Raw genomic sequence first — 17,552 nt, 5'->3', positions numbered from 1 at the left:
GGTTTATTGATAATTTTTGAATCAGATAGCTGTTAACTCAAAAGTATATTCTTCCATAATCAGGTTGGCCAATAGTTTTTTGCAGGCATCTTCTACAATGCTTTCGGCAGTAGCTTTATCGGCGGCCTCAATTTCCATATTAATGTGTTTGCCTATACGGCAATCGCTAAAACCTTGAATGTCAAGGTTTTTTAAACCCAATAATACAGCTTTTCCCTGAGGGTCAAGAATTTCTTTGATAGGCATTACGTCAATCGAAGCGAGGAATTTCATAAGTATTAACCCCCATTCCCGATAAGGGGGATTTTGTTTAAGCTTTACTCCCCTTTGGGAACAGGGGCTGATTTATTAATAAGAGATAAGATTATATATAGAAATATAACCAATGGAATGCCTAAGAATTGCAAAACCACCAACAAAATTACGGAAAGAATTATAAATATGTACTTGATTTTGTTATCAACCCACGAAAAATTTTTAAACTTCAAGGCAAACAGTGGAATTTCTGATACTAATAGGAAGCTCATTACTAAGGTATAACCTATCAGAAAGAGGTTATTATGGATAATAAACTCATAATTTGCATTGAATTCTAAAATTAAAGGGAAAGAGGCTACTACAAAAGCATTGGCTGGTGTAGGTACACCAATAAATGAATCTGACTGACGGGTATCTACATTAAACTTGGCTAACCGCAAGGCAGAAAAAAGTGCCAGAATGAAAGCAATATAGGATAGTGAATGAAATGAAATCTGGGAAACAATAGAAGAAGATACAAAATCTGAAAGTATAGAGCCTTTGTGCATAGTATCGCTGATGAGTTTAGCTACAATAAAAGCGGGCAATACGCCAAAAGTAGCCATATCAGCTAATGAATCTAATTCTTTACCAATAGCAGAGTGTTGTTTGAGCAGGCGAGCCACAAAACCATCTAAAAAATCAAGAATACCTGCTATAAAAATAAGATAGGAAGCATAGGTAAGTTCACCCTGAAAAACAAAGACAATCCCAAAACACCCACATAGCAGATTGCCGAGAGTCATGAGATTAGGAACAGTAAAAAGTTTCATACGATGGTGCTTGGGTAGTTGAAATTAAAGCGCTGAAAATTACGATATTCCTATAAGAATATGTCATGTAATGAGAAATTATTATTTTGAACGGAGGTTTTTATAGATTGTAAATATCCCTGACAGGAAGATAATTAATAATATAAAACCAAAAACTAAATAGCCTTCATTGGTAAGGTGTTTTTTGGACATATCCCTCTGAAGGTACGCCGCAATCCCTCCAAGAATCATACTTCCTGAAAAAATAGTGATGGCAAAGCCGGTAGTTAGTTCAAAGATTTTCGAGAACTTTTTGAAAAACTCATACATAGTTCTTGCGTTTTCAAACCACAAAAAAAGCCCCGTTCATAAAACGAGGCTCTGATTTATTCTATAATACCATTAATGGTATCTATAATTCCACTAATTCCTTTGCGGCTGCCAATTTTTTTTTTCTACGTTCTTCGCGTCGTAATAAGATTCTTTGTTTGAAACTCATCCAACGTTCGTATAAAGGCAACTCTTTCAGAAAATCCCAGTTATCATCCTGTTTACTTGTTTCTTCTTTTTTCTTGGCTTCTACAGGGTCAAAAAGCATACCCGTACATAAGCAGTGCTTACGATTGGTACGTGTGAGAATATCATAATTCACACAACTCGAACATCCTTTCCAGAAAGCATCATCGGCAGGCAACTCACTAAAGGTGGTTGGTTCATAACCTAAATCAGAATTGATTTTCATTACGGCCAGACTTGTAGTTAAACCTATGATTTTAGCATCTGGATATTTTGAACGGGACAATTCAAAGGCTTTTTGCTTGATACGCGTGGCTATTCCACTTTTGCGGAAATCAGGACTAACAATCAATCCTGAGTTTGCTACAAACTTACCATGTTCCCAGGTTTCAACGTAGCAGAAACCTACCCACTTCCCTGTTTTTGTCAGGGCAATGATAGCCTTACCTTCACGCATCTTCTCACGCAAATAATCAGGAGAACGTTTGGCAATCCCTGTACCACGGGCTTTAGCACTTTCGGCCATCTCGTCACAAATCGTTTCGGCTAAGCTGTAGTGCTTTTCGTTAGCTATCTCTACAATATATTGGTCGTCGGAAATTATTTCTGTGTTATTCATCGTCATTTATTGGGCTTTCCACAAACGGAGACGCTGTATCCTAAAATTGTTAAAAATGAAATAAAGAGAAAATTGAATGAAGGGGATGTTTTACCGCACAGGCAAAACGGCTACAGTCTGATCCTTTCGGACCTGACAAATCGAACGGGCGTTATGGGAAGACGAATGTTCATGTATTATTAGACAAGTACAAAGATGTTTGGTTTAAAATTTATATCCAAGATATAGACCCGATTTTTTTACTTGCCAATCAATAACGATACACTTTAGGTTTTAGTTCGTGCATTGAAAAAAAACTGATAACTTTGAAAAAAAAATATATCCTTGAATACGCGATTAGCTAACTTCTTATCCGGCACCTTACACCCACTGTTAATGCCTACTCTTCTGTTTCTGATTCTGTTCTTTCTAGCTCCTGTTTCTTTAGGACTTGAGGGAATGGACATGACATTCAAATGGATAGTGTTAGGCTTTGTATTCATCTATACTTTTGCTATACCGGCTTATCTGGTCTATCTGCTCAAACGCTGGGGGATTATCAGTAGCCTTAAAATGGAAAACCTACAAGAACGCCGGATACCTTATCTGATGACTGCTGTTATCTATGGTATTTTAGGGTATTTTCTCTATACCAAAAATTCAAGCCTTTTTGCCTGTGCTTATATACTCTGGAGTATCACACTTGTTATTCTTTGTGTAGCTATCATTAGTTTCTGGTGGCAAATCAGTGCACATGCCGCAGGTATCGGTGGGGTAGTGGGGGCTTTGGCAGGCCTTATGGTGAAATTTGGTGAGGGAAGCCTCTTTGTGCCGCTTTTGTGTTCAATGATTATCGCCGGATATTTGATTGGGGCTCGCTTGCAACTCAATGCCCACACGCCTAAGCAGGTATGGGCGGGTCTTAGTTTAGGTGTTGTTTTAAGTTTACTCTCTGTCTCTTATTTTTTTTAATATTTTATTCCGCTCATTATCAATGATTTACGTGAGATTTTTAAAAATCTTATGTGATTCGTGCAACATTCTGTTTTTCAAGGCGTCTTTTGTTTGAAACCATAAAACAGCATAACCCTCTGACAAATACAGTATTCATTAACAAGCATGCCGATCTGGTCGAGCAGTGTAAACGTGGCGAAAGTAAAGCGCAGTACGAATTGTACAAGCATTACTCTAAGGCTATGTTCAGTGTCTGTATGCGAATATTGAACCATGTAGGTGAAGCTGAAGATGTATTGCAGGAGTCGTTTATTGATGCGTTTGCCAAAATCGGAGACTTTCGTCAGCAGGCAACTTTTGGTGTATGGCTGAAACAGATTGTGGTTAACAAAGCCATCAATCATCTGAGGTCGAGAAAAGTAGAACTGGTAAATATTGATGATTATAGTTCTGGCGGAGAAGAGTATGAACTAGCCGATTATACCGAAAACGATTCATACAACGAAGAGCATACAAAGCTCGAAGTAGAACGCATACGAAGGGCAATGGAACAGTTACCGGAGGGTTTCAGGGTGGTACTTTCGCTGTATTTATTTGAAGGGTATGACCACGAAGAGATTGGAAATATATTGGGTATAAACGAGACAACCTCTCGGACACAATATATGCGAGCCAAAAAAAGGTTGTTGGAAATTATAGGCAGACAAATGTTTTAACTAAACTATAATTAATTCAATTAAAAAAATCCCTGCAAAGGGTGAGTGATATGAAAGACCGTTTAGAAAGATTCGTGAGAGATAACCGTGAAGACTTTGATAGCTACGAGCCATCAAAAGCCTTATGGAAGAAAATTGAGGTGGAGGTTGCAGAACAACAACCTGCAGGCAAACGCCTGAACGGAAAAGTAGTGAAATTTGGTGGTGCCAGATTAGGTATAAGTATTGCCGCAGGAATTGCTATATTATTGACAGTAGGATACGGATTTTTTATGTATTCGCAGATTCCCAATGATTTTGCCAGTTTAGAGTTGCCACGTGCCTACGAAAAAACCTACGGCAAAGAAATCGTACAGTTTGCCTCTTTGGTAGAGCAGAAGAGAGAAGAACTAAAGGCTTTAGAAAAAGAAGACCCGCAGCTTTACCACCAGTTTGATGCCGAATTACAGGCGTTAGACAAAAATTACCAGAGCCTTAAAAGTGAATTACCGCAAAATCCGAACCCGGAAGATTTGCTGAAGGCGATGGTACAAAACTTAACTATGCAGATCGATCTGTTAAACCAACAGTTACAAATAATTCAAAAAATTAAAGAAGTTAAAAATGGAAAAATTAAAACGATGGTGTAGCCTTTCCACCAAAAAGAGAGGCGTATTCTGGACATTATTTCTATTGACAGCTATACCAACTTTTGCCAATCATGACGATAAAGAATGGATAGAGAAAAAGAAAACCGTAAACCTGTCTTATCCGGTTTCATCGTCAGATAAAATATCTCTGCATAATCAGTTTGGCGATATTAAAGTCAATTTCTGGGATAAAAAAGAGGTAAAAGTTGAGGTACTTATTGTAGCCAATGCTTCTTCTGACGATAGAGCGGCTGATTTTATTAACTCGGTTGATGTAACAGGCAAAAAAGAAGACGGGCAGGTGAGTATTAAAACCAATATCGAACGCTCAGATAACAGAAACTGGAGCAACAAGGGAGAGAAACATTCATTGAAGATTGATTATATGGTGTATATGCCCAAATCAAATCCGCTTCAGGTAAAAAACTCTTTTGGAAATACATTTCTCCCAAGCTTTAATACACCGTTGAAAGTTGACCAAAGCTATGGGAAACTGGTTGCCGAAGATATTCTAAGCCCTGAGTCGGATATCAAGATAGCTTTTTGTCAGAACTCCTATATCAAATCAATGAACGGAGGCAAATTAAATGCTTCTTACTCAGGTATCAAGATGGAAAAAGCCGATAATTTTGATTTCAATAATAGCTTTGGCGATATTGATATAAAGGAAGTAGGCAAGGTTGATGCTAAAATCAGTTATTCGAGCGGCTCAATAGGTATGCTGAAAGAATCGGGTAATCTGAAATTAGACTTCTCCGGCGATTTTAAATTAGGAAGCATAGGGAAAAATGTAAAAGAACTGGACATTAAAGCCAATTATTCGCCTGTCGCACTTCACTTAGATGATAATACCACTTATGATTTTAATATCAAAGCCCATTATGGTGATTTTGATTATCCGAAAGATAAAGGTATCTCGTTTACCAGAAATACAGAAACTGAGAAGAAAGAAAGCTACCACTTTAACCCTACCAAATATTATGAAGGAAAGGTAGGCAAGGGAGCTCCTACATGCAGGATTACTGTAAACGGTAATTTTAGTAGTGTTATATTGAAATAAATTAAGTGTTTTGAATGCAGACAGGATAGACCCGAAGGGTTTATCCTGTTTTTTGTTATAATAGCCTAAAAACGATTCATTGTTTTTTACCCGTCATTCGATTACTATTTCTTCCGTATAAGACGGCTATTTTTGGTGAACTTCTCCCTGAAAGATACCTTTGATAAGTAATATATCTGTCTTAATCTTACCAAACAGGAAATTTCATTTACCCCTTAAATAATTATTTGTACTGCCTACTTAAATAAATAAAACTATGAAAAAAACATTTATCTCATTTATTATTTTTAGTGCTTCTTTGTCAGCTTATGGCCAACTTGATGTAGTGGTTACAGAAGAAGGGGCACCTGGTGGAAAAGTTCAGATAAAAAATGACGACAATAATGCTAATGCTTTTGCAGGCATAACTAACGGAAAAGGTGCTGGTTTGTATGGCTTGAATACATCCATGTCAGGAATTGTAGTTGGTATAAGGGGGTCGAGTGCGTCAATTACTCATGGGAGTAGTGCTATTTCAGGAGTTACAGGAGTTTACGGGCTTATAACCACAGCTTCAGCCGGGGATAATTCAGCAGGTGTAAGAGGCATCAATAATGGTACTGGTTTTAGTAGTGTTGGAGTAATAGGCTATCAGGCAGGATCTGGTAGGGGAGTTTATGGAGAAACTCCAAGTGGTTTTGGAGTTTATGGCTTTGCTTCTGAGCCTGATCATGCAGGTGTAGGTGTAAAGGGAGCAACTCTTGGTAATTATGGGGCTGGTGTAGAAGCAGCGTACTCGGGAACAGGTGTCGGGACTGCCTTACAGATAGATAATGGTACTATAAAAGTATCAGGAAGTAATAGGGCTGCGTTTGTTCATACAGCCACTGTTGCCAATAAAATAGGCACTAATAGTACAGATATAGATAATCCGATGTGCAATGGAGACCCAAATTGTTTAGTTTTTATCACTCAAAGATTAAATCCTGAAGGGTTGATTTATAACAACTCTCCTGTAGGTGTATTTTATAATAGTAACAGAGGTAAATGGGTGATTTTTAATGAGGGTACTTTTCTACTACCTACCAATGCGCAATTTAATGTCTTAATCATTAAGCAATAGTAACAAAATATAAATTTAAGAAGCCATACTAACATTTAGTGTGGCTTTTTTGTTATATACATGCCTGACAGCTACCATCTTAATTAGAATTACTTACTTAATGAGATTCAGTAAATACTGTACAACAAATACTGCAATGGAAAAGGTAGCATTCATCAAAGAATCGGTAAAAACCAACAAAGGTAAGCGCACCGTAATAGAGTCAGAATTTACGGCGGGTGCCAGTATTCCTCCACATTATCATCGGAAATTTGATAAAACTTTTGAGGTATTAGAAGGAGAAATCAGAATATGGAATGGAAGCGAAGAGCTTATACTGAAAGCGGGCGAGTCGGCCACAGTTAAAAAGGAAATGGTACACAACTACCAGATAGGCAATGCAAAAGTTGTGTTGAAAACTACCTTAATACCGGGTAGTCTTTGTTTTGAAAACGCTATAACACTCATGCAAGGCATACACAATGATGGGGAGCATGGAGGGTTGGCCGCTGTTGAGAATAACAACATGGTTTATATGGCTATTATCTCTAAACTGACAGATTCTAACTTTTTGGGTGAGGCAGGTGCTACGCTTGAAACGTTTCTGTTAAGTGAAGAAGGGAAGCAGGTGATGTATGTACAAAATGAATTATTAGAGAAATATTGTGAGTTATAATAACGAATAATAAAACTCTTACTAAAACAGGATAGAATATTGTCCTGTTTTTTTATTTTTGTATAAACTACAAAACAATATGAGCCAGATAAAAGACAGTATTTTTATAGTAACAGGTGCTGCTTCTGGTATTGGCAGGGCATTGGCTATTCAGGCAGCCGATGCCGGAGCAAGGGTAATTGCTACTGATGTGAATGAAATTGGCTTAAACGAAACTATTAATCAGGCAACAGGCACTATTGAAGGATATATTTTAGACGTTTCTGATGCTGAACAAATCAAAACCTTTGCTGCTGAAACTATCAAAAAACATTTTCATGAACGTTTCATATTGGTGAACAATGCAGGAGTAGCTTTGTTCTCAGGCAGTTTCTTAGAAACTTCTCTGACAGATTTTGAATGGTTGCTGAATATTAATCTCTGGGGCGTAGTACGCATGACGAAGGCCTTTTTGCGCCATCTGGTGAAGCAGAATCAGGGACATATTGTGAATGTATCAAGTATTTATGGGATTACGGGTATGCCTGAGAACTCGGCTTATTCTACCGCTAAATTTGCTGTAAAAGGTTTTTCTGATGTGTTGAAATTTGAATTGTTGCGTACCAACGTAAAAATATCAACGGTACATCCCGGTGGTATTAAAACCAACATTACCCGGAATTCACGTGTGGGGCAGCACAGAAATAACGAAGAAGGGAAAAAAGCGATGGCAAAATTTGAACGAATAGCCTTAAAAACTTCTCCCGAAAAAGCAGCGGCTATTATATTAGACGGCATTGCCAAAGACAAGCCTCGTATTCTGATAGGAAATGATGCCAGAACGATGGATATGATTGCCCGTGTTTTTCCGAACGCCTACCACAAAGTTCTGGCAAAAATGCTTAAATTGTAATTAACGATTGGCCACCAGATTAGTAGGTCTATCCAGTGATTTTTTGAGTACGTATTGGGCTACGACAGGGAAGTGGTCTGAAATAGTGATGCCTTTCATTGTCTGGCAAGACTGCACTTTCCAGTCGGAGCTAAAAAACTGTTGATCAATCCGAACCCAGTAAGGGCGACGGTTCAATGTAAATCCTAAGCCTTGTCCGGCTTCTTCAAAGGCATTATTAAAACTCAGGCTCAATTTTCCATACACATATCCAAAAGGAATTTCGTTGAAATCTCCGCAAATAATTACAGGGTACTTACTGCCCGATACATATGATTCTATTTCTTTTATCTGTTCGTCTCTTGCCTCAAAACCCTCTTTCAAACGACGAAAAGTATCAAAAATCTCAAAGGCAAATTCTTTCACATCTCCTTTTTTCAGGGCATCAGTTGCCTGGTTAATACGTACACCCATCGACCACAAATGCACATTTACGACACGTACGGTATCTTGATGATAGGCAATATCGGCACAAATAAAGCCATTGATATTTGGTTGACCTTTTCTATCCCATATTTTGCTGTATTCTTTCACAACCGGATACTGAGAAAACAGCGCTAAACCTATATGTCGGTCTTGGTCAAAAGGCGTCAGTTTTACCAATTTATTGCTGTATTGAGACTCAATGTTTTCATTAGGAGAATATTCCTGAAAACAGGCTATATCCGATTTAAGTGAGGCCCAGTTAACACCTTGTCCGTTTTGTTCTCCAAAACTTTCGCTATTAAAACTTAATACTTTCAGCGATTGAGCGTGGTTCGTTTCGGGTTTGTTATTACGTATTCCAACAAAGCGTTTAATTATCGGGAAAGTCATTAAAAACCATATAAAACCCGCCGAAGCCATCAGTTTCTGCTTTTTATACAATAAATAACAACTCGCTATTAAACCTGCCAATACGGCTACAGGTAAGCTCATCATAATAAATCCTGTTACCCAATGGTCAAAAATCGGATAGTAACAAAAAGCCATAGCAATAAACATATAGAAAACTGCTATATAAGAGCGTGGGAATTTCTTGAATGCTCTGACTGTAATTCTTAGCCCTTCTATGGCTATTTCTCCGAAAGTCTGAAGTATAGCCAAGACAAATATTTTAAAGCCGTTTAATACAATCATATATTTATAATTATGGGTCAACAATAGTTTGCGTGGAGGTAAAAGAGTCATATTTATTTTACTTCAAATGCGCCTTTACCAATTTTAAATCCTTCGCAGTAAATTTCTATTTCATATTTTCCGGGGTTATAAGGTGCCTCTTGTGCATAAATAATATCTACTTTCTGGTCGTTGTTTTCAAACATCACTCCTTGTCTTATACTATAACCTATTTCGTTACCCTCATACTCTAATACACCGCTGTTTACATTATCACTTATCAAGCCCCCGTTTTCATCAAGAATTCTTATATAAATGTCTTTTCTGTTTTTAACAGCAATTGAGTTTGATGGCATAATAAAAGAAACTCTAAGGCGGTTAATACGTGATGATTTAAAAGCATTGCCTTCGCGTGCTTTGCCATTGGCCGATAAAGCGGCTACCTGTACATTAATGGCTTTCATTGAAGAGGCTAAGGTTACCTGCCGTTGCAGGTTATAATTTTCGGCAGAGTATTCGGCTACTGTCTGCGATAAGGTTTCTTTATCGCTCTTTAAAGTAGTATTTTCGCTTAATACCTCTTGTTTTTCTTGTTCAAGCAATTCAGTGCGGGCCTTTAGCTCAGTATTTTCTTCTTTCAGGTTATTAAATTCTCTGTCTTTAACAGTCAGAAAATTTTCGTAGTCTTTTATTTTGGCATTATACTTCTGAATCGAAAAGTTCAAATCAGATTTAAGTAGTTTCTTGTCATTTTCCAGTTGTGCTTTAATCCTTTTCAACTCGACGATGTTACCACCTAATTTGTTGATTTTTGCTATTTTTTCATCTAAAACCTTTGAAATTGAGTCTAATTTTATCTGCGTAGAAGAAAGTTGCTCAACTTTTTCAGTCAGTGATTTCTGAAGCTCAAATGTGTCGTTTCTTGCGCCCATAAACAAGTAGCCAAGCAAGGCCAATATTCCTATCAGCACTCCGAACGAGACTTTGAATATACCTTGATTACTGTTAGACGCCATTTTTGTATCAGTTATTTCCATACTTACAAACTAACTATGCTTAACTTAAATAGCCGTTAAACTGACTTTAAATTTAGCTTAAAATGTAAATTAAGTGTCTTGAAGATAGAGAGTAATAAAAAAGTGTGCCAGCCGTCTTTTTTATACGGTATTTTGTATTGCGAGTAGTTTTGAGTAGTTATAGGGGTATTATCGTGTAAAAATCAGAGTAAAAGTAGTACCCTCAGCAGTAGATTTTACGTTTATTTCGCCTTGATGTAAACGGGTTATCTGTGCTACAATGGCTAACCCCACGCCATGCCCTTGCACCGCCTGGGCAGATGCATTGCTTCTGTAGAATGGTTGAAAAATATAAGGAATATCTCTTTTAGGAATAACAGGGCCTTTGTTGAAGAAAGAAATTTCTATTGCAGAATCAGAGGCTGTAAAGTTGACAATGGCAGTATTATCTTCAGAAAATTTACAGGCATTATCCATCAGATTCATGAAAACTACTTTCATGGCGGCTTCATTGCCCTGAATCATCAGTGCCTCTTCATCATCAGGGAAATCAGTAAAATTTAATTGAATCTGGCATCCTTCATGCCATTTCTGTAATTGACTTTTGGCTTCCCAAAGAAGTTCGTCTAACCGGATAGCTTTGTATTTTACATTTTCGGCATTGGCAACTACTGTAGCCAGATTTAACAGGGTATTGGTCAATTGGGTAAGCGTTCGGGTATCTTCCTGTAAAGATTTAAGACTTTTTTCGTAGGCTTCCGGAGACCGCTTCTGCAAAAGTGCTATTTCAATCTGCGAATAGATTTTGGTTAAAGGATTCTTTAATTCGTGCGATACATTAGCTATAAACATTTTCTGGGTAATAAGCGCTTCTTCAATCCGGTCGAGCAACTGATTGAAGGTGGCTACTAACATACCTATTTCATCGTCGGGGTTAGCATACTCGACCCGTTTTTTTACATTGCGGGGAAAAATCTGATTAACCTGCCTGATAATACCCGAAACTGGTGCCAGGGCTCTGTTGGCAAATATCCAGCCTGAAATTCCTAAAAGGAGAATCCCTACAACTACCATTACAATCAGAATTTTTTTTAAATCCTGCAAGGCAGCTTTGCCATTCAGGTCAATGGCACTCACAATTACCCAATTACCTTTGCCTTCATTTGTCAGATGAATCCCTAATACCTGATATTCTTTAAATTTTGTATAAGTCGCCGGGTTTTTACTTATTACTAATGGGAGCAATTGCTGATGAAAACTGGTATCGGATGGGTGAGTAAAGAAGATAAATTGCTCTAAAGATTCATTATATACCGAAATACTCTCGTTAGTAAGTAGTTCTCTATCTGACACGTTGACTAACTTTAAGACAGTAGTATCGGCCGCCTGAATATCAAACAAGAGTGTAGTAGTAGTAATGGCACGGTCTTGCAGGCGTTTATAAAAACGCTTTTCGAGGTATAATTTACTGAAAAAATAGACCCCGAATGAAAAAAACAGAAGAACGGCACTCACTAATATGATAAACTGGTAAGTGAGCCGTGAGCGTATATTGGTCATCAGGCAACTACTTTGAGAACATACCCCATCCCTATCTGTGTATGAAGTAACTTAGATTCAAAATCTTTATCTATTTTTTTTCGTAGAAAATTGACATATACCTCTATTACATTGGTTCCTGTATCAAAAGTTACGTCCCATATTTTTTCAGCTAATTCTGCTTTGGAGATAACTCTGCCCTGATTCCGGATAAAATATTCTAATAGTGCAAACTCTTTAGCCGTCAGAGTAATATCTTGTCCGGCACGATTTACCGTTTTTGTATCCAGGTCCATTTCAAGGTCAGCTACTTTCAGGGTATTAGCTGTATGTATAATACCGATACTTCTGCGGGTCAAAGCTCTCACTCTTGCCATCAGTTCTTTAAACTCAAATGGCTTGGCCAGATAATCGTCGGCACCTGCGTCTAAGCCTTCAATTTTATCATCAGTAGTTCCTAAAGCTGTCAGAAGCAGGATAGGAGAGGAGACACCTACTTCACGGAGTTTCCGGCAAAGCTCCAGTCCATTCATGCCGGGTAAAATAATGTCAGAGATAATAAGAGCATAAACCTGCCGGGTAGCCAATTGAAAACCCATAGCTCCGTCGTAGGCTATATCAACTTCCCACTGTTGCTCTTCGAGCCCTTGCCTGATGAGTTGAATAGTTCGGACTTCGTCTTCAATTACTAAGATTTTCATTATAGTGGCTTTAGATTTTACCAAAAATAGGAAATTAAATGGAAAACGCAGCTAATTGTAGGAACATAGCTGCGCTTTATCAGAATTTTAATAGAAAAAACAGGAAAATCAGCATTAACGCTTCATTTTATACACCTCGGTGCCTGCCAAGAGAAAACAGCCCAAACCAAAATCTTCAAAGTCAGGAACCTTATCATAAGTAACAGGCTGACCATCTTTAGGCTCTTTACCTGTACCCTGTACGTAACCCAAAAAACCATTCGGATGAATACAGTTATTCATAATAGCATACATGGCTTTTGCAATAGGCGCATAAAATTTTTTCTTGTCTAATAAGCCTTTATTGATGCCCCAGGCCATTCCATACACAAACAATGAAGTACCCGTCAATTCTTTTCCTCCAAAATCTGTCTGGTCAGTAAGACTTACATTCCAGAAGCCGTCTGTTCTCTGAAGTGGGAGCAGTGCGTTCATCATTTCAAGATAAGTCTTTTCATATTCTTCCCGGTGCGGTGCATCTTTCGGTAAAATATCAAGCACCCTTACCAAAGCAGCTATCACCCAACCATTGCCACGAGACCAGTAACAGTTTTTGCCTGCAGGTGTTACATAAGGCGGGTCAAAGTCTTTATCTCTCCACCATAGCCCTTCCTGTGGGTTATACAAACCTTTGTCTCCGTGCATGGTTTTGGTGTGCATGTACATTTCATACATTTTCTCAAAATAGCGGTTATCGTTATAAATAACGCCTAATTGAGCAAATACCGGCATAGCCATCTGCAAGGCATCTACCCACGACCAATCGTCTTTTTTAGGACTATTAATCAGACTGTCTATAGAAGCCTTAATGTCATGAATACGCTCGGGCTTAGGATCAAGTAAATATAAATCTATATAGGTTTGTCCGCAGCACTGGTCATCTGCATTCCGGGTTTTAATACCATTGCGCAAGCCCCATTTATGTGCTTCTCCCCACGCCACCGCATAGTCGTAATAGCGTTTTTGCTGGTCAATTTTATAAAGACTCATTAGTCCCTCATAATATACACCTCTTGTCCAGATATTGCTTGGGCGAGTGCGGTCGGGTCTTACAATAGGTTTACTTACATCAGACCATTTCAGCATAAAGTATTCGTTAGCCAGTGTCATGACTTTCATAAGGTCTTGATTTTTGGGAAGACTTTGTGCAAAAGTTGAGTGAATGCCCCATAGGAGGAGTAGAGATAAAGTAAAGGTGTGTTTGCTCATAGATACTATATTAATCATGGTTGTAATCGCACAAATATAGACGTTGCCACCCCAGGAATGGCTGCTTACAGTACAAAGATAAACTATAGAATGGTAAAACTTTAGTGAAGTATGTAATTGTCTGAAACCACCAGACCCAGTTATTTGTTAAGTAGAAATGATACATAAAAATAGACAACAATGACAGGAACATTTGAAGAACTGATTGCCTCAGAGACACCAATTCTGATAGATTTTTTTGCGGAGTGGTGTGGGCCATGCAAAGTATTGTCTCCCACACTGCAACAATTAGCGCAAGATCAGGGTGATACTATTAAAATTGTAAAAATTGATGTAGATAGAAATCCTAAATTAGCCTCAAAGTACAAGGTTTCAGGTGTACCAACTTTAATGTTGTTTAAAAAGAGCGAATTAAAGTGGCGGCAGTCAGGAGTATTATCACTACCACAACTGAAAGGGATTATTGAGAAGTTTGCCTGATTGGAGAGCCATAAAAAAACAGCGTCTTAAAGAGGTTTTCTTTAAGCCAGATGCTTTTTTTAGGATTTGGAAAGCTATAAGCTAATTTAAGATATTACTTCTTTTTCGATAATATCAGAAGTAGCTTGCTCAAAAACACGCTTAATACCATCAAATGCCCCGCTTACAATGGCCAACGGTAATAACAATGGCATAAAAACTATCCATTGTAAAAACATGGATGAATTAAATTTTCTCATGGAGGTTAGAGGCAAAAATGCACATTAGGCAAAATTAAAATTTAAAATATAATAGCTTATCTCAAATAATATGCCAACATATTTTTGTAAAGCCTATGTAAAATTAAAAAAAATATTTCCTAAGTGCAAAATGTTTAGGCATTAAAATACTTCAATAATAAAAAAAAACTATTTTTCTCCAAACAAAATAGTGATTTATTTATTTAACGGTTAATTATTTAACGCCATCTGCCCAATTGAATCTATCGTCCGGTGGAAATTTCCAGGGAGCCATATTATTTTCCAGACTTGAGAACATCCCATTCCACGAAGCAGGAGCCGAAGATTCTTCCATAATCTTGTATCTACGGAGTTCCAGAATGATGTCGAGAGGCGAAATATTAACCGGACATTCCTGTACACAGGCATTACAGGTGGTACAGGCTAAAATTTCTTCTTCCAAAATATAATCACCTAAGAGAGTTTTGCCATCATCATATTCTTCTCCGTTTTTGAGCCACCCTTTCTGGATATCTTCCAATCGGTCGCGGGTATCCATCATTATTTTTCTTGGTGAAAGCTTTTTGCCCGTAATATTGGCCGGACAAGCCGCTGTGCAGCGTCCACACTCAGTGCAGCTATAAGCATCCATCAGATTCTTCCAACTCAAATCTTTTACATCTTTCGCACCAAAACGGCCTACTTCGGCAGGCGTAGTATCAGGTTGTTCAATGCCCAGCATGATTTTCACCTCTTTGGTTACAGCAGGCATATTCGCCATCTGTCCTTTAGGCTTGAGGTTAGAAAAATAGGTATTCGGAAAAGCTAAAAAGATATGCAGGTGTTTAGAATAAGTAACATATAAAGCAAAAGCCATAATGCCCAAAATGTGGAACCACCACGCAAAACGCTCATAAGCAACCAAAGCAGTGGCGCTCCAGTTACTAAAAATGGGGTGAAGCCATTGACTGATGGCAAAGTTTCCTGTTATGGCTTCTGCATAGTGTCCTACGCCTCTCTCCTGTAAAATTGTATCAGCAGCATTCATGCTTAAAAATGCCCACATCAATAATATTTCAATGGTTAATATAATATTGGCATCGTTCCGGGGCCAGGTTTTCATTTCCCGATGGCGACTCTCCTGAAAGCGTTGTACTTTTAAAACATTACGCCGGAGTAAGAATATAACACAGACTGTTAATACACCTATGGCTAAAACTTCAAAGAAATTGATTAGAAAATTATAGAAACCTCCTAAAAAGGGGAAAAATAATCGGTGAGTGCCAAAGATACCATCTAATATAATCTCTAATACCTCAATATTGATAATCAGAAAACCAGCATAGATAATGAAATGCATGAACCCTATCAGAGGTCGGTTAAACATCTTTTTTTGCCCAAAAGCAATCAATAGCATGGTTTTAAGACGTTCGGCTGGTCTATCCGTGCGGTCTTCGGCATGACCCAACTGAATTGTTTTTTTGATAAGCACTACCCGACGGGTGATAAAGTAGGCAGCAATACCTAATGCTATAATGAATAAGATTTGTGATAGGATTTGCATACGAGTCAGTTTCGGTAAATACTGATGAAATAAGTCTTTGTTATACTGTCATATTAGTATGCAAGCATACTAATACAAATATAGTCAAATTTTGGATAATGCAAGAGTAAAGAAATTTTTTAAGAAATTTTTTGGCAGAAGTTTGTACTTGAATTTTTTTTGTCTACTTTTGCAGTCCCAAATCACGGGGAATGGTGGTAATAGGGTAATGTAGCTCAGTTGGTAGAGCAAAGGACTGAAAATCCTTGTGTCGGCGGTTCGATTCCGTCCATTACCACACTGATATTCAGGCAGTTATAACGAGATGTTGTAGCTGCCTTTTTTCTTGCTACAACAATACTACAACAAATGGATTTTCGAGTAATTCGCCTATCCGATTAAACACGGTACAAAATCATTCAATTTAATACTCAATACAAGTCAGGTTTAAATCTCTACTTTTCTATCTAATAGGTAAATATACAAACTGCGTGTGAAAGTTTTTTCTTATTATTAAGTAATGCGACAAAATTATTTTAAAATTGTTAACTTTGCTCTATGCGAGCAAAACGATATATTAAATTAGAGCCAAGTGAGGTCATCACAATGGAAGAAGGGTACAAAAATGCTACCCATCATCAATTCAAACAACGTTGTCATTGTCTATTGCTAAGTCATCAGGGGTATGATATGTATAGCCTAAAATCTATATTTCAAGTAAGCCACCCTACCATCACTAACTGGTTTGACAGTTGGGAAACGCATGGGATAGTAGGTTTACGCAATCAATTGGGTCAGGGTCGCAAACCTATTTTCAATGCAGCTGATGAATCATTGGTAAAAAGCAAAGTAAAATCAAGCCCTCAGACTCTGAAAAAAGTACGTCAAGAACTGAAAGAAGCATTACAGAAAGACTTCTCTCAAAGAACATTAGAGCGTTTTTTAAAAACACTTGTCGAGCCAGTTGGAAAAGAGCCAGAAAAAGTTTAAAGTCAAAGCAAAACACTTCTGAGTACGCATATAAAGAAGACTGCTTAAATGACTTACTCGAGCTCCACCAACAAAGTCATATTGACTTATTTTATGGTGATCAGGCTGGTTTTTCGCTCAATTGTGTCGTACCTTACTGCTGGCAATTTCCAGATGAACCCGTTTATATTCTGCCACAAAAAGGCAAGAATATCAATGTATTTGGGTTGATGAATGCTGATGGAAATGAACTTTACACTTTTGATGTAAAAGGTACTATTAATGCTGATTTTGTCATCAATTCAATAGAAATATTTATTGATAAAATTAGAAAACCAACAGTTTTAGTAATTGATAATGCCAGAATTCATCACGCCAAAGTTTTTCAAGAAAAGTTAGAATTGTGGCAAAACAAAGGGCTCTATATTTTCTATTTGCCTGCTTACAGTCCACATCTAAACAGAATCGAAAGGCTTTGGAGGCATACTAAATATTATTGGCTTAAGCCTAGTGATTATCAAGATTTGGAA

The 17,552-nt window shown here is 37.7% G+C and carries 19 protein-coding genes and 1 tRNA gene; 11 read left to right on the top strand and 9 right to left on the bottom strand.

Translation table 11 applies throughout. From position 1 onward, the window contains the following. Positions 1-21: 21 nt before the first annotated feature. The 3 genes from purS to EWM59_RS12930 all read right to left on the bottom strand — a co-directional run bounded on the left by purS (position 22) and on the right by EWM59_RS12930 (position 2,184). Entirely contained in the window at positions 22-273 is a 252-nt protein-coding gene (gene purS / locus EWM59_RS12940; protein ID WP_130021400.1) for a phosphoribosylformylglycinamidine synthase subunit PurS, read from the bottom strand. A 44-nt stretch (positions 274-317) separates the two neighbouring features. Further along, the gene (locus EWM59_RS12935; RefSeq protein ID WP_130021399.1) at positions 318-1,070 is read right to left on the bottom strand and encodes a CDP-alcohol phosphatidyltransferase family protein; all 753 of its coding nucleotides are present in this window, start codon (positions 1,068-1,070) and stop codon (positions 318-320) included. Between the two features lie 391 nt (positions 1,071-1,461). After that, complete coding sequence (locus EWM59_RS12930; RefSeq protein WP_130021398.1) at positions 1,462-2,184, bottom strand: GNAT family N-acetyltransferase; 723 nt, start codon at positions 2,182-2,184, stop codon at positions 1,462-1,464. A 375-nt stretch (positions 2,185-2,559) separates the two neighbouring features. Between EWM59_RS12930 and EWM59_RS12925 the strand changes: the two genes are divergently transcribed. The 7 genes from EWM59_RS12925 (at position 2,560) to EWM59_RS12895 (ending at position 8,171) form a co-directional block, all read left to right on the top strand. Then, positions 2,560-3,135, top strand: a complete 576-nt coding sequence (locus EWM59_RS12925) for a hypothetical protein (RefSeq protein ID WP_130021397.1) — start codon at positions 2,560-2,562, stop codon at positions 3,133-3,135. Positions 3,136-3,224: 89 nt separating this feature from the next. After that, positions 3,225-3,833, top strand: a complete 609-nt coding sequence (locus tag EWM59_RS12920) for an RNA polymerase sigma factor (protein WP_374755947.1) — start codon at positions 3,225-3,227, stop codon at positions 3,831-3,833. A 50-nt stretch (positions 3,834-3,883) separates the two neighbouring features. Further along, positions 3,884-4,462 (top strand): hypothetical protein, encoded by a 579-nt coding sequence (locus EWM59_RS12915; protein ID WP_130021396.1) that lies wholly within the window; start codon positions 3,884-3,886, stop codon positions 4,460-4,462. Further along, complete coding sequence (locus tag EWM59_RS12910) at positions 4,437-5,522, top strand: DUF4097 family beta strand repeat-containing protein (protein ID WP_130021395.1); 1,086 nt, start codon at positions 4,437-4,439, stop codon at positions 5,520-5,522. The genes EWM59_RS12915 and EWM59_RS12910 overlap by 26 nt, the downstream gene beginning before the upstream one ends. 256 nt (positions 5,523-5,778) lie before the next feature. Continuing rightward, complete coding sequence (locus EWM59_RS12905) at positions 5,779-6,624, top strand: DUF7452 domain-containing protein (protein WP_130021394.1); 846 nt, start codon at positions 5,779-5,781, stop codon at positions 6,622-6,624. 136 nt (positions 6,625-6,760) lie between these two features. Next, positions 6,761-7,279 carry a cupin domain-containing protein gene (locus EWM59_RS12900; protein ID WP_165372170.1) on the top strand — a complete coding sequence of 173 codons (519 nt, stop codon included), beginning with the start codon at positions 6,761-6,763 and terminating at the stop codon, positions 7,277-7,279. Positions 7,280-7,358: 79 nt separating this feature from the next. Beyond that, complete coding sequence (locus EWM59_RS12895) at positions 7,359-8,171, top strand: SDR family NAD(P)-dependent oxidoreductase (protein WP_130021392.1); 813 nt, start codon at positions 7,359-7,361, stop codon at positions 8,169-8,171. On the opposite strand, the gene EWM59_RS12890 is transcribed toward EWM59_RS12895, so the two are convergent. The 5 genes from EWM59_RS12890 to EWM59_RS12870 all read right to left on the bottom strand — a co-directional run bounded on the left by EWM59_RS12890 (position 8,172) and on the right by EWM59_RS12870 (position 13,812). Next, positions 8,172-9,380 carry an endonuclease/exonuclease/phosphatase family protein gene (locus EWM59_RS12890; RefSeq protein ID WP_229239354.1) on the bottom strand — a complete coding sequence of 403 codons (1,209 nt, stop codon included), beginning with the start codon at positions 9,378-9,380 and terminating at the stop codon, positions 8,172-8,174. A gap of 2 nt (positions 9,381-9,382) precedes the next feature. Continuing rightward, positions 9,383-10,324: a DUF8428 domain-containing protein gene (locus tag EWM59_RS12885; protein ID WP_229239353.1), complete on the bottom strand. Its 942-nt coding sequence runs from the start codon at positions 10,322-10,324 to the stop codon at positions 9,383-9,385. A gap of 189 nt (positions 10,325-10,513) precedes the next feature. Next, positions 10,514-11,884 (bottom strand): sensor histidine kinase, encoded by a 1,371-nt coding sequence (locus EWM59_RS12880; protein WP_130021390.1) that lies wholly within the window; start codon positions 11,882-11,884, stop codon positions 10,514-10,516. Further along, positions 11,884-12,564, bottom strand: coding sequence for a response regulator transcription factor (locus tag EWM59_RS12875; protein ID WP_130021389.1), 681 nt, complete (start codon positions 12,562-12,564; stop codon positions 11,884-11,886). The genes EWM59_RS12880 and EWM59_RS12875 overlap by 1 nt, the downstream gene beginning before the upstream one ends. Before the next feature lie 114 nt (positions 12,565-12,678). Then, a complete protein-coding gene (locus tag EWM59_RS12870) occupies positions 12,679-13,812 on the bottom strand; it encodes a glycoside hydrolase family 88/105 protein (protein WP_130021488.1) in 1,134 nt (377 codons plus the stop codon). 180 nt (positions 13,813-13,992) lie between these two features. On the opposite strand from EWM59_RS12870, the gene trxA reads away from it, so the two are divergent. Next, complete coding sequence (trxA, locus tag EWM59_RS12865) at positions 13,993-14,292, top strand: thioredoxin (RefSeq protein WP_130021388.1); 300 nt, start codon at positions 13,993-13,995, stop codon at positions 14,290-14,292. A 453-nt stretch (positions 14,293-14,745) separates the two neighbouring features. On the opposite strand, the gene EWM59_RS12860 is transcribed toward trxA, so the two are convergent. Then, on the bottom strand, positions 14,746-16,074 hold the full coding sequence (locus EWM59_RS12860) for a 4Fe-4S dicluster domain-containing protein (RefSeq protein ID WP_130021387.1): 1,329 nt from the start codon (positions 16,072-16,074) through the stop codon (positions 14,746-14,748). Between the two features lie 204 nt (positions 16,075-16,278). Between EWM59_RS12860 and EWM59_RS12855 the strand changes: the two genes are divergently transcribed. The 3 genes from EWM59_RS12855 to EWM59_RS27625 all read left to right on the top strand — a co-directional run. Continuing rightward, positions 16,279-16,351 (top strand) — tRNA-Phe (locus EWM59_RS12855). A gap of 260 nt (positions 16,352-16,611) precedes the next feature. Next, the gene (locus EWM59_RS28400; RefSeq protein WP_130021386.1) at positions 16,612-17,043 is read left to right on the top strand and encodes a helix-turn-helix domain-containing protein; all 432 of its coding nucleotides are present in this window, start codon (positions 16,612-16,614) and stop codon (positions 17,041-17,043) included. Beyond that, a partial coding sequence (locus EWM59_RS27625) for an IS630 family transposase (protein ID WP_310587857.1) occupies positions 16,956-17,552 on the top strand: 597 nt, incomplete at its 3' end. The genes EWM59_RS28400 and EWM59_RS27625, both read left to right, overlap by 88 nt.

Origin of the sequence: Emticicia agri (genome assembly GCF_004168285.1) — a bacterium.
Taxonomy (GTDB): domain Bacteria; phylum Bacteroidota; class Bacteroidia; order Cytophagales; family Spirosomataceae; genus Emticicia; species Emticicia agri.
The sequence above is the reverse complement of the archived record's forward strand: the minus strand, read 5'-3'. Positions and strand labels throughout refer to the sequence as shown.

Coding starts and splice junctions, on each gene's coding strand:
- trxA (WP_130021388.1), top strand. CDS start 13,993: ATGACAGGAACATTTGAAGAACTGATTGCCTCAGAGACACCAATTCTG.
- EWM59_RS28400 (WP_130021386.1), top strand. CDS start 16,612: ATGCGAGCAAAACGATATATTAAATTAGAGCCAAGTGAGGTCATCACA.
- EWM59_RS12860 (WP_130021387.1), bottom strand. CDS start 16,074: ATGCAAATCCTATCACAAATCTTATTCATTATAGCATTAGGTATTGCT.
- purS (WP_130021400.1), bottom strand. CDS start 273: ATGAAATTCCTCGCTTCGATTGACGTAATGCCTATCAAAGAAATTCTT.
- EWM59_RS12880 (WP_130021390.1), bottom strand. CDS start 11,884: ATGACCAATATACGCTCACGGCTCACTTACCAGTTTATCATATTAGTG.
- EWM59_RS12915 (WP_130021396.1), top strand. CDS start 3,884: ATGAAAGACCGTTTAGAAAGATTCGTGAGAGATAACCGTGAAGACTTT.
- EWM59_RS12890 (WP_229239354.1), bottom strand. CDS start 9,380: ATGACTCTTTTACCTCCACGCAAACTATTGTTGACCCATAATTATAAA.
- EWM59_RS12870 (WP_130021488.1), bottom strand. CDS start 13,812: ATGAGCAAACACACCTTTACTTTATCTCTACTCCTCCTATGGGGCATT.
- EWM59_RS12925 (WP_130021397.1), top strand. CDS start 2,560: ATGCCTACTCTTCTGTTTCTGATTCTGTTCTTTCTAGCTCCTGTTTCT.
- EWM59_RS12885 (WP_229239353.1), bottom strand. CDS start 10,324: ATGGCGTCTAACAGTAATCAAGGTATATTCAAAGTCTCGTTCGGAGTG.
- EWM59_RS12905 (WP_130021394.1), top strand. CDS start 5,779: ATGAAAAAAACATTTATCTCATTTATTATTTTTAGTGCTTCTTTGTCA.
- EWM59_RS12895 (WP_130021392.1), top strand. CDS start 7,359: ATGAGCCAGATAAAAGACAGTATTTTTATAGTAACAGGTGCTGCTTCT.
- EWM59_RS12900 (WP_165372170.1), top strand. CDS start 6,761: ATGGAAAAGGTAGCATTCATCAAAGAATCGGTAAAAACCAACAAAGGT.
- EWM59_RS12910 (WP_130021395.1), top strand. CDS start 4,437: ATGGAAAAATTAAAACGATGGTGTAGCCTTTCCACCAAAAAGAGAGGC.
- EWM59_RS12935 (WP_130021399.1), bottom strand. CDS start 1,070: ATGAAACTTTTTACTGTTCCTAATCTCATGACTCTCGGCAATCTGCTA.
- EWM59_RS12930 (WP_130021398.1), bottom strand. CDS start 2,184: ATGAATAACACAGAAATAATTTCCGACGACCAATATATTGTAGAGATA.
- EWM59_RS12875 (WP_130021389.1), bottom strand. CDS start 12,564: ATGAAAATCTTAGTAATTGAAGACGAAGTCCGAACTATTCAACTCATC.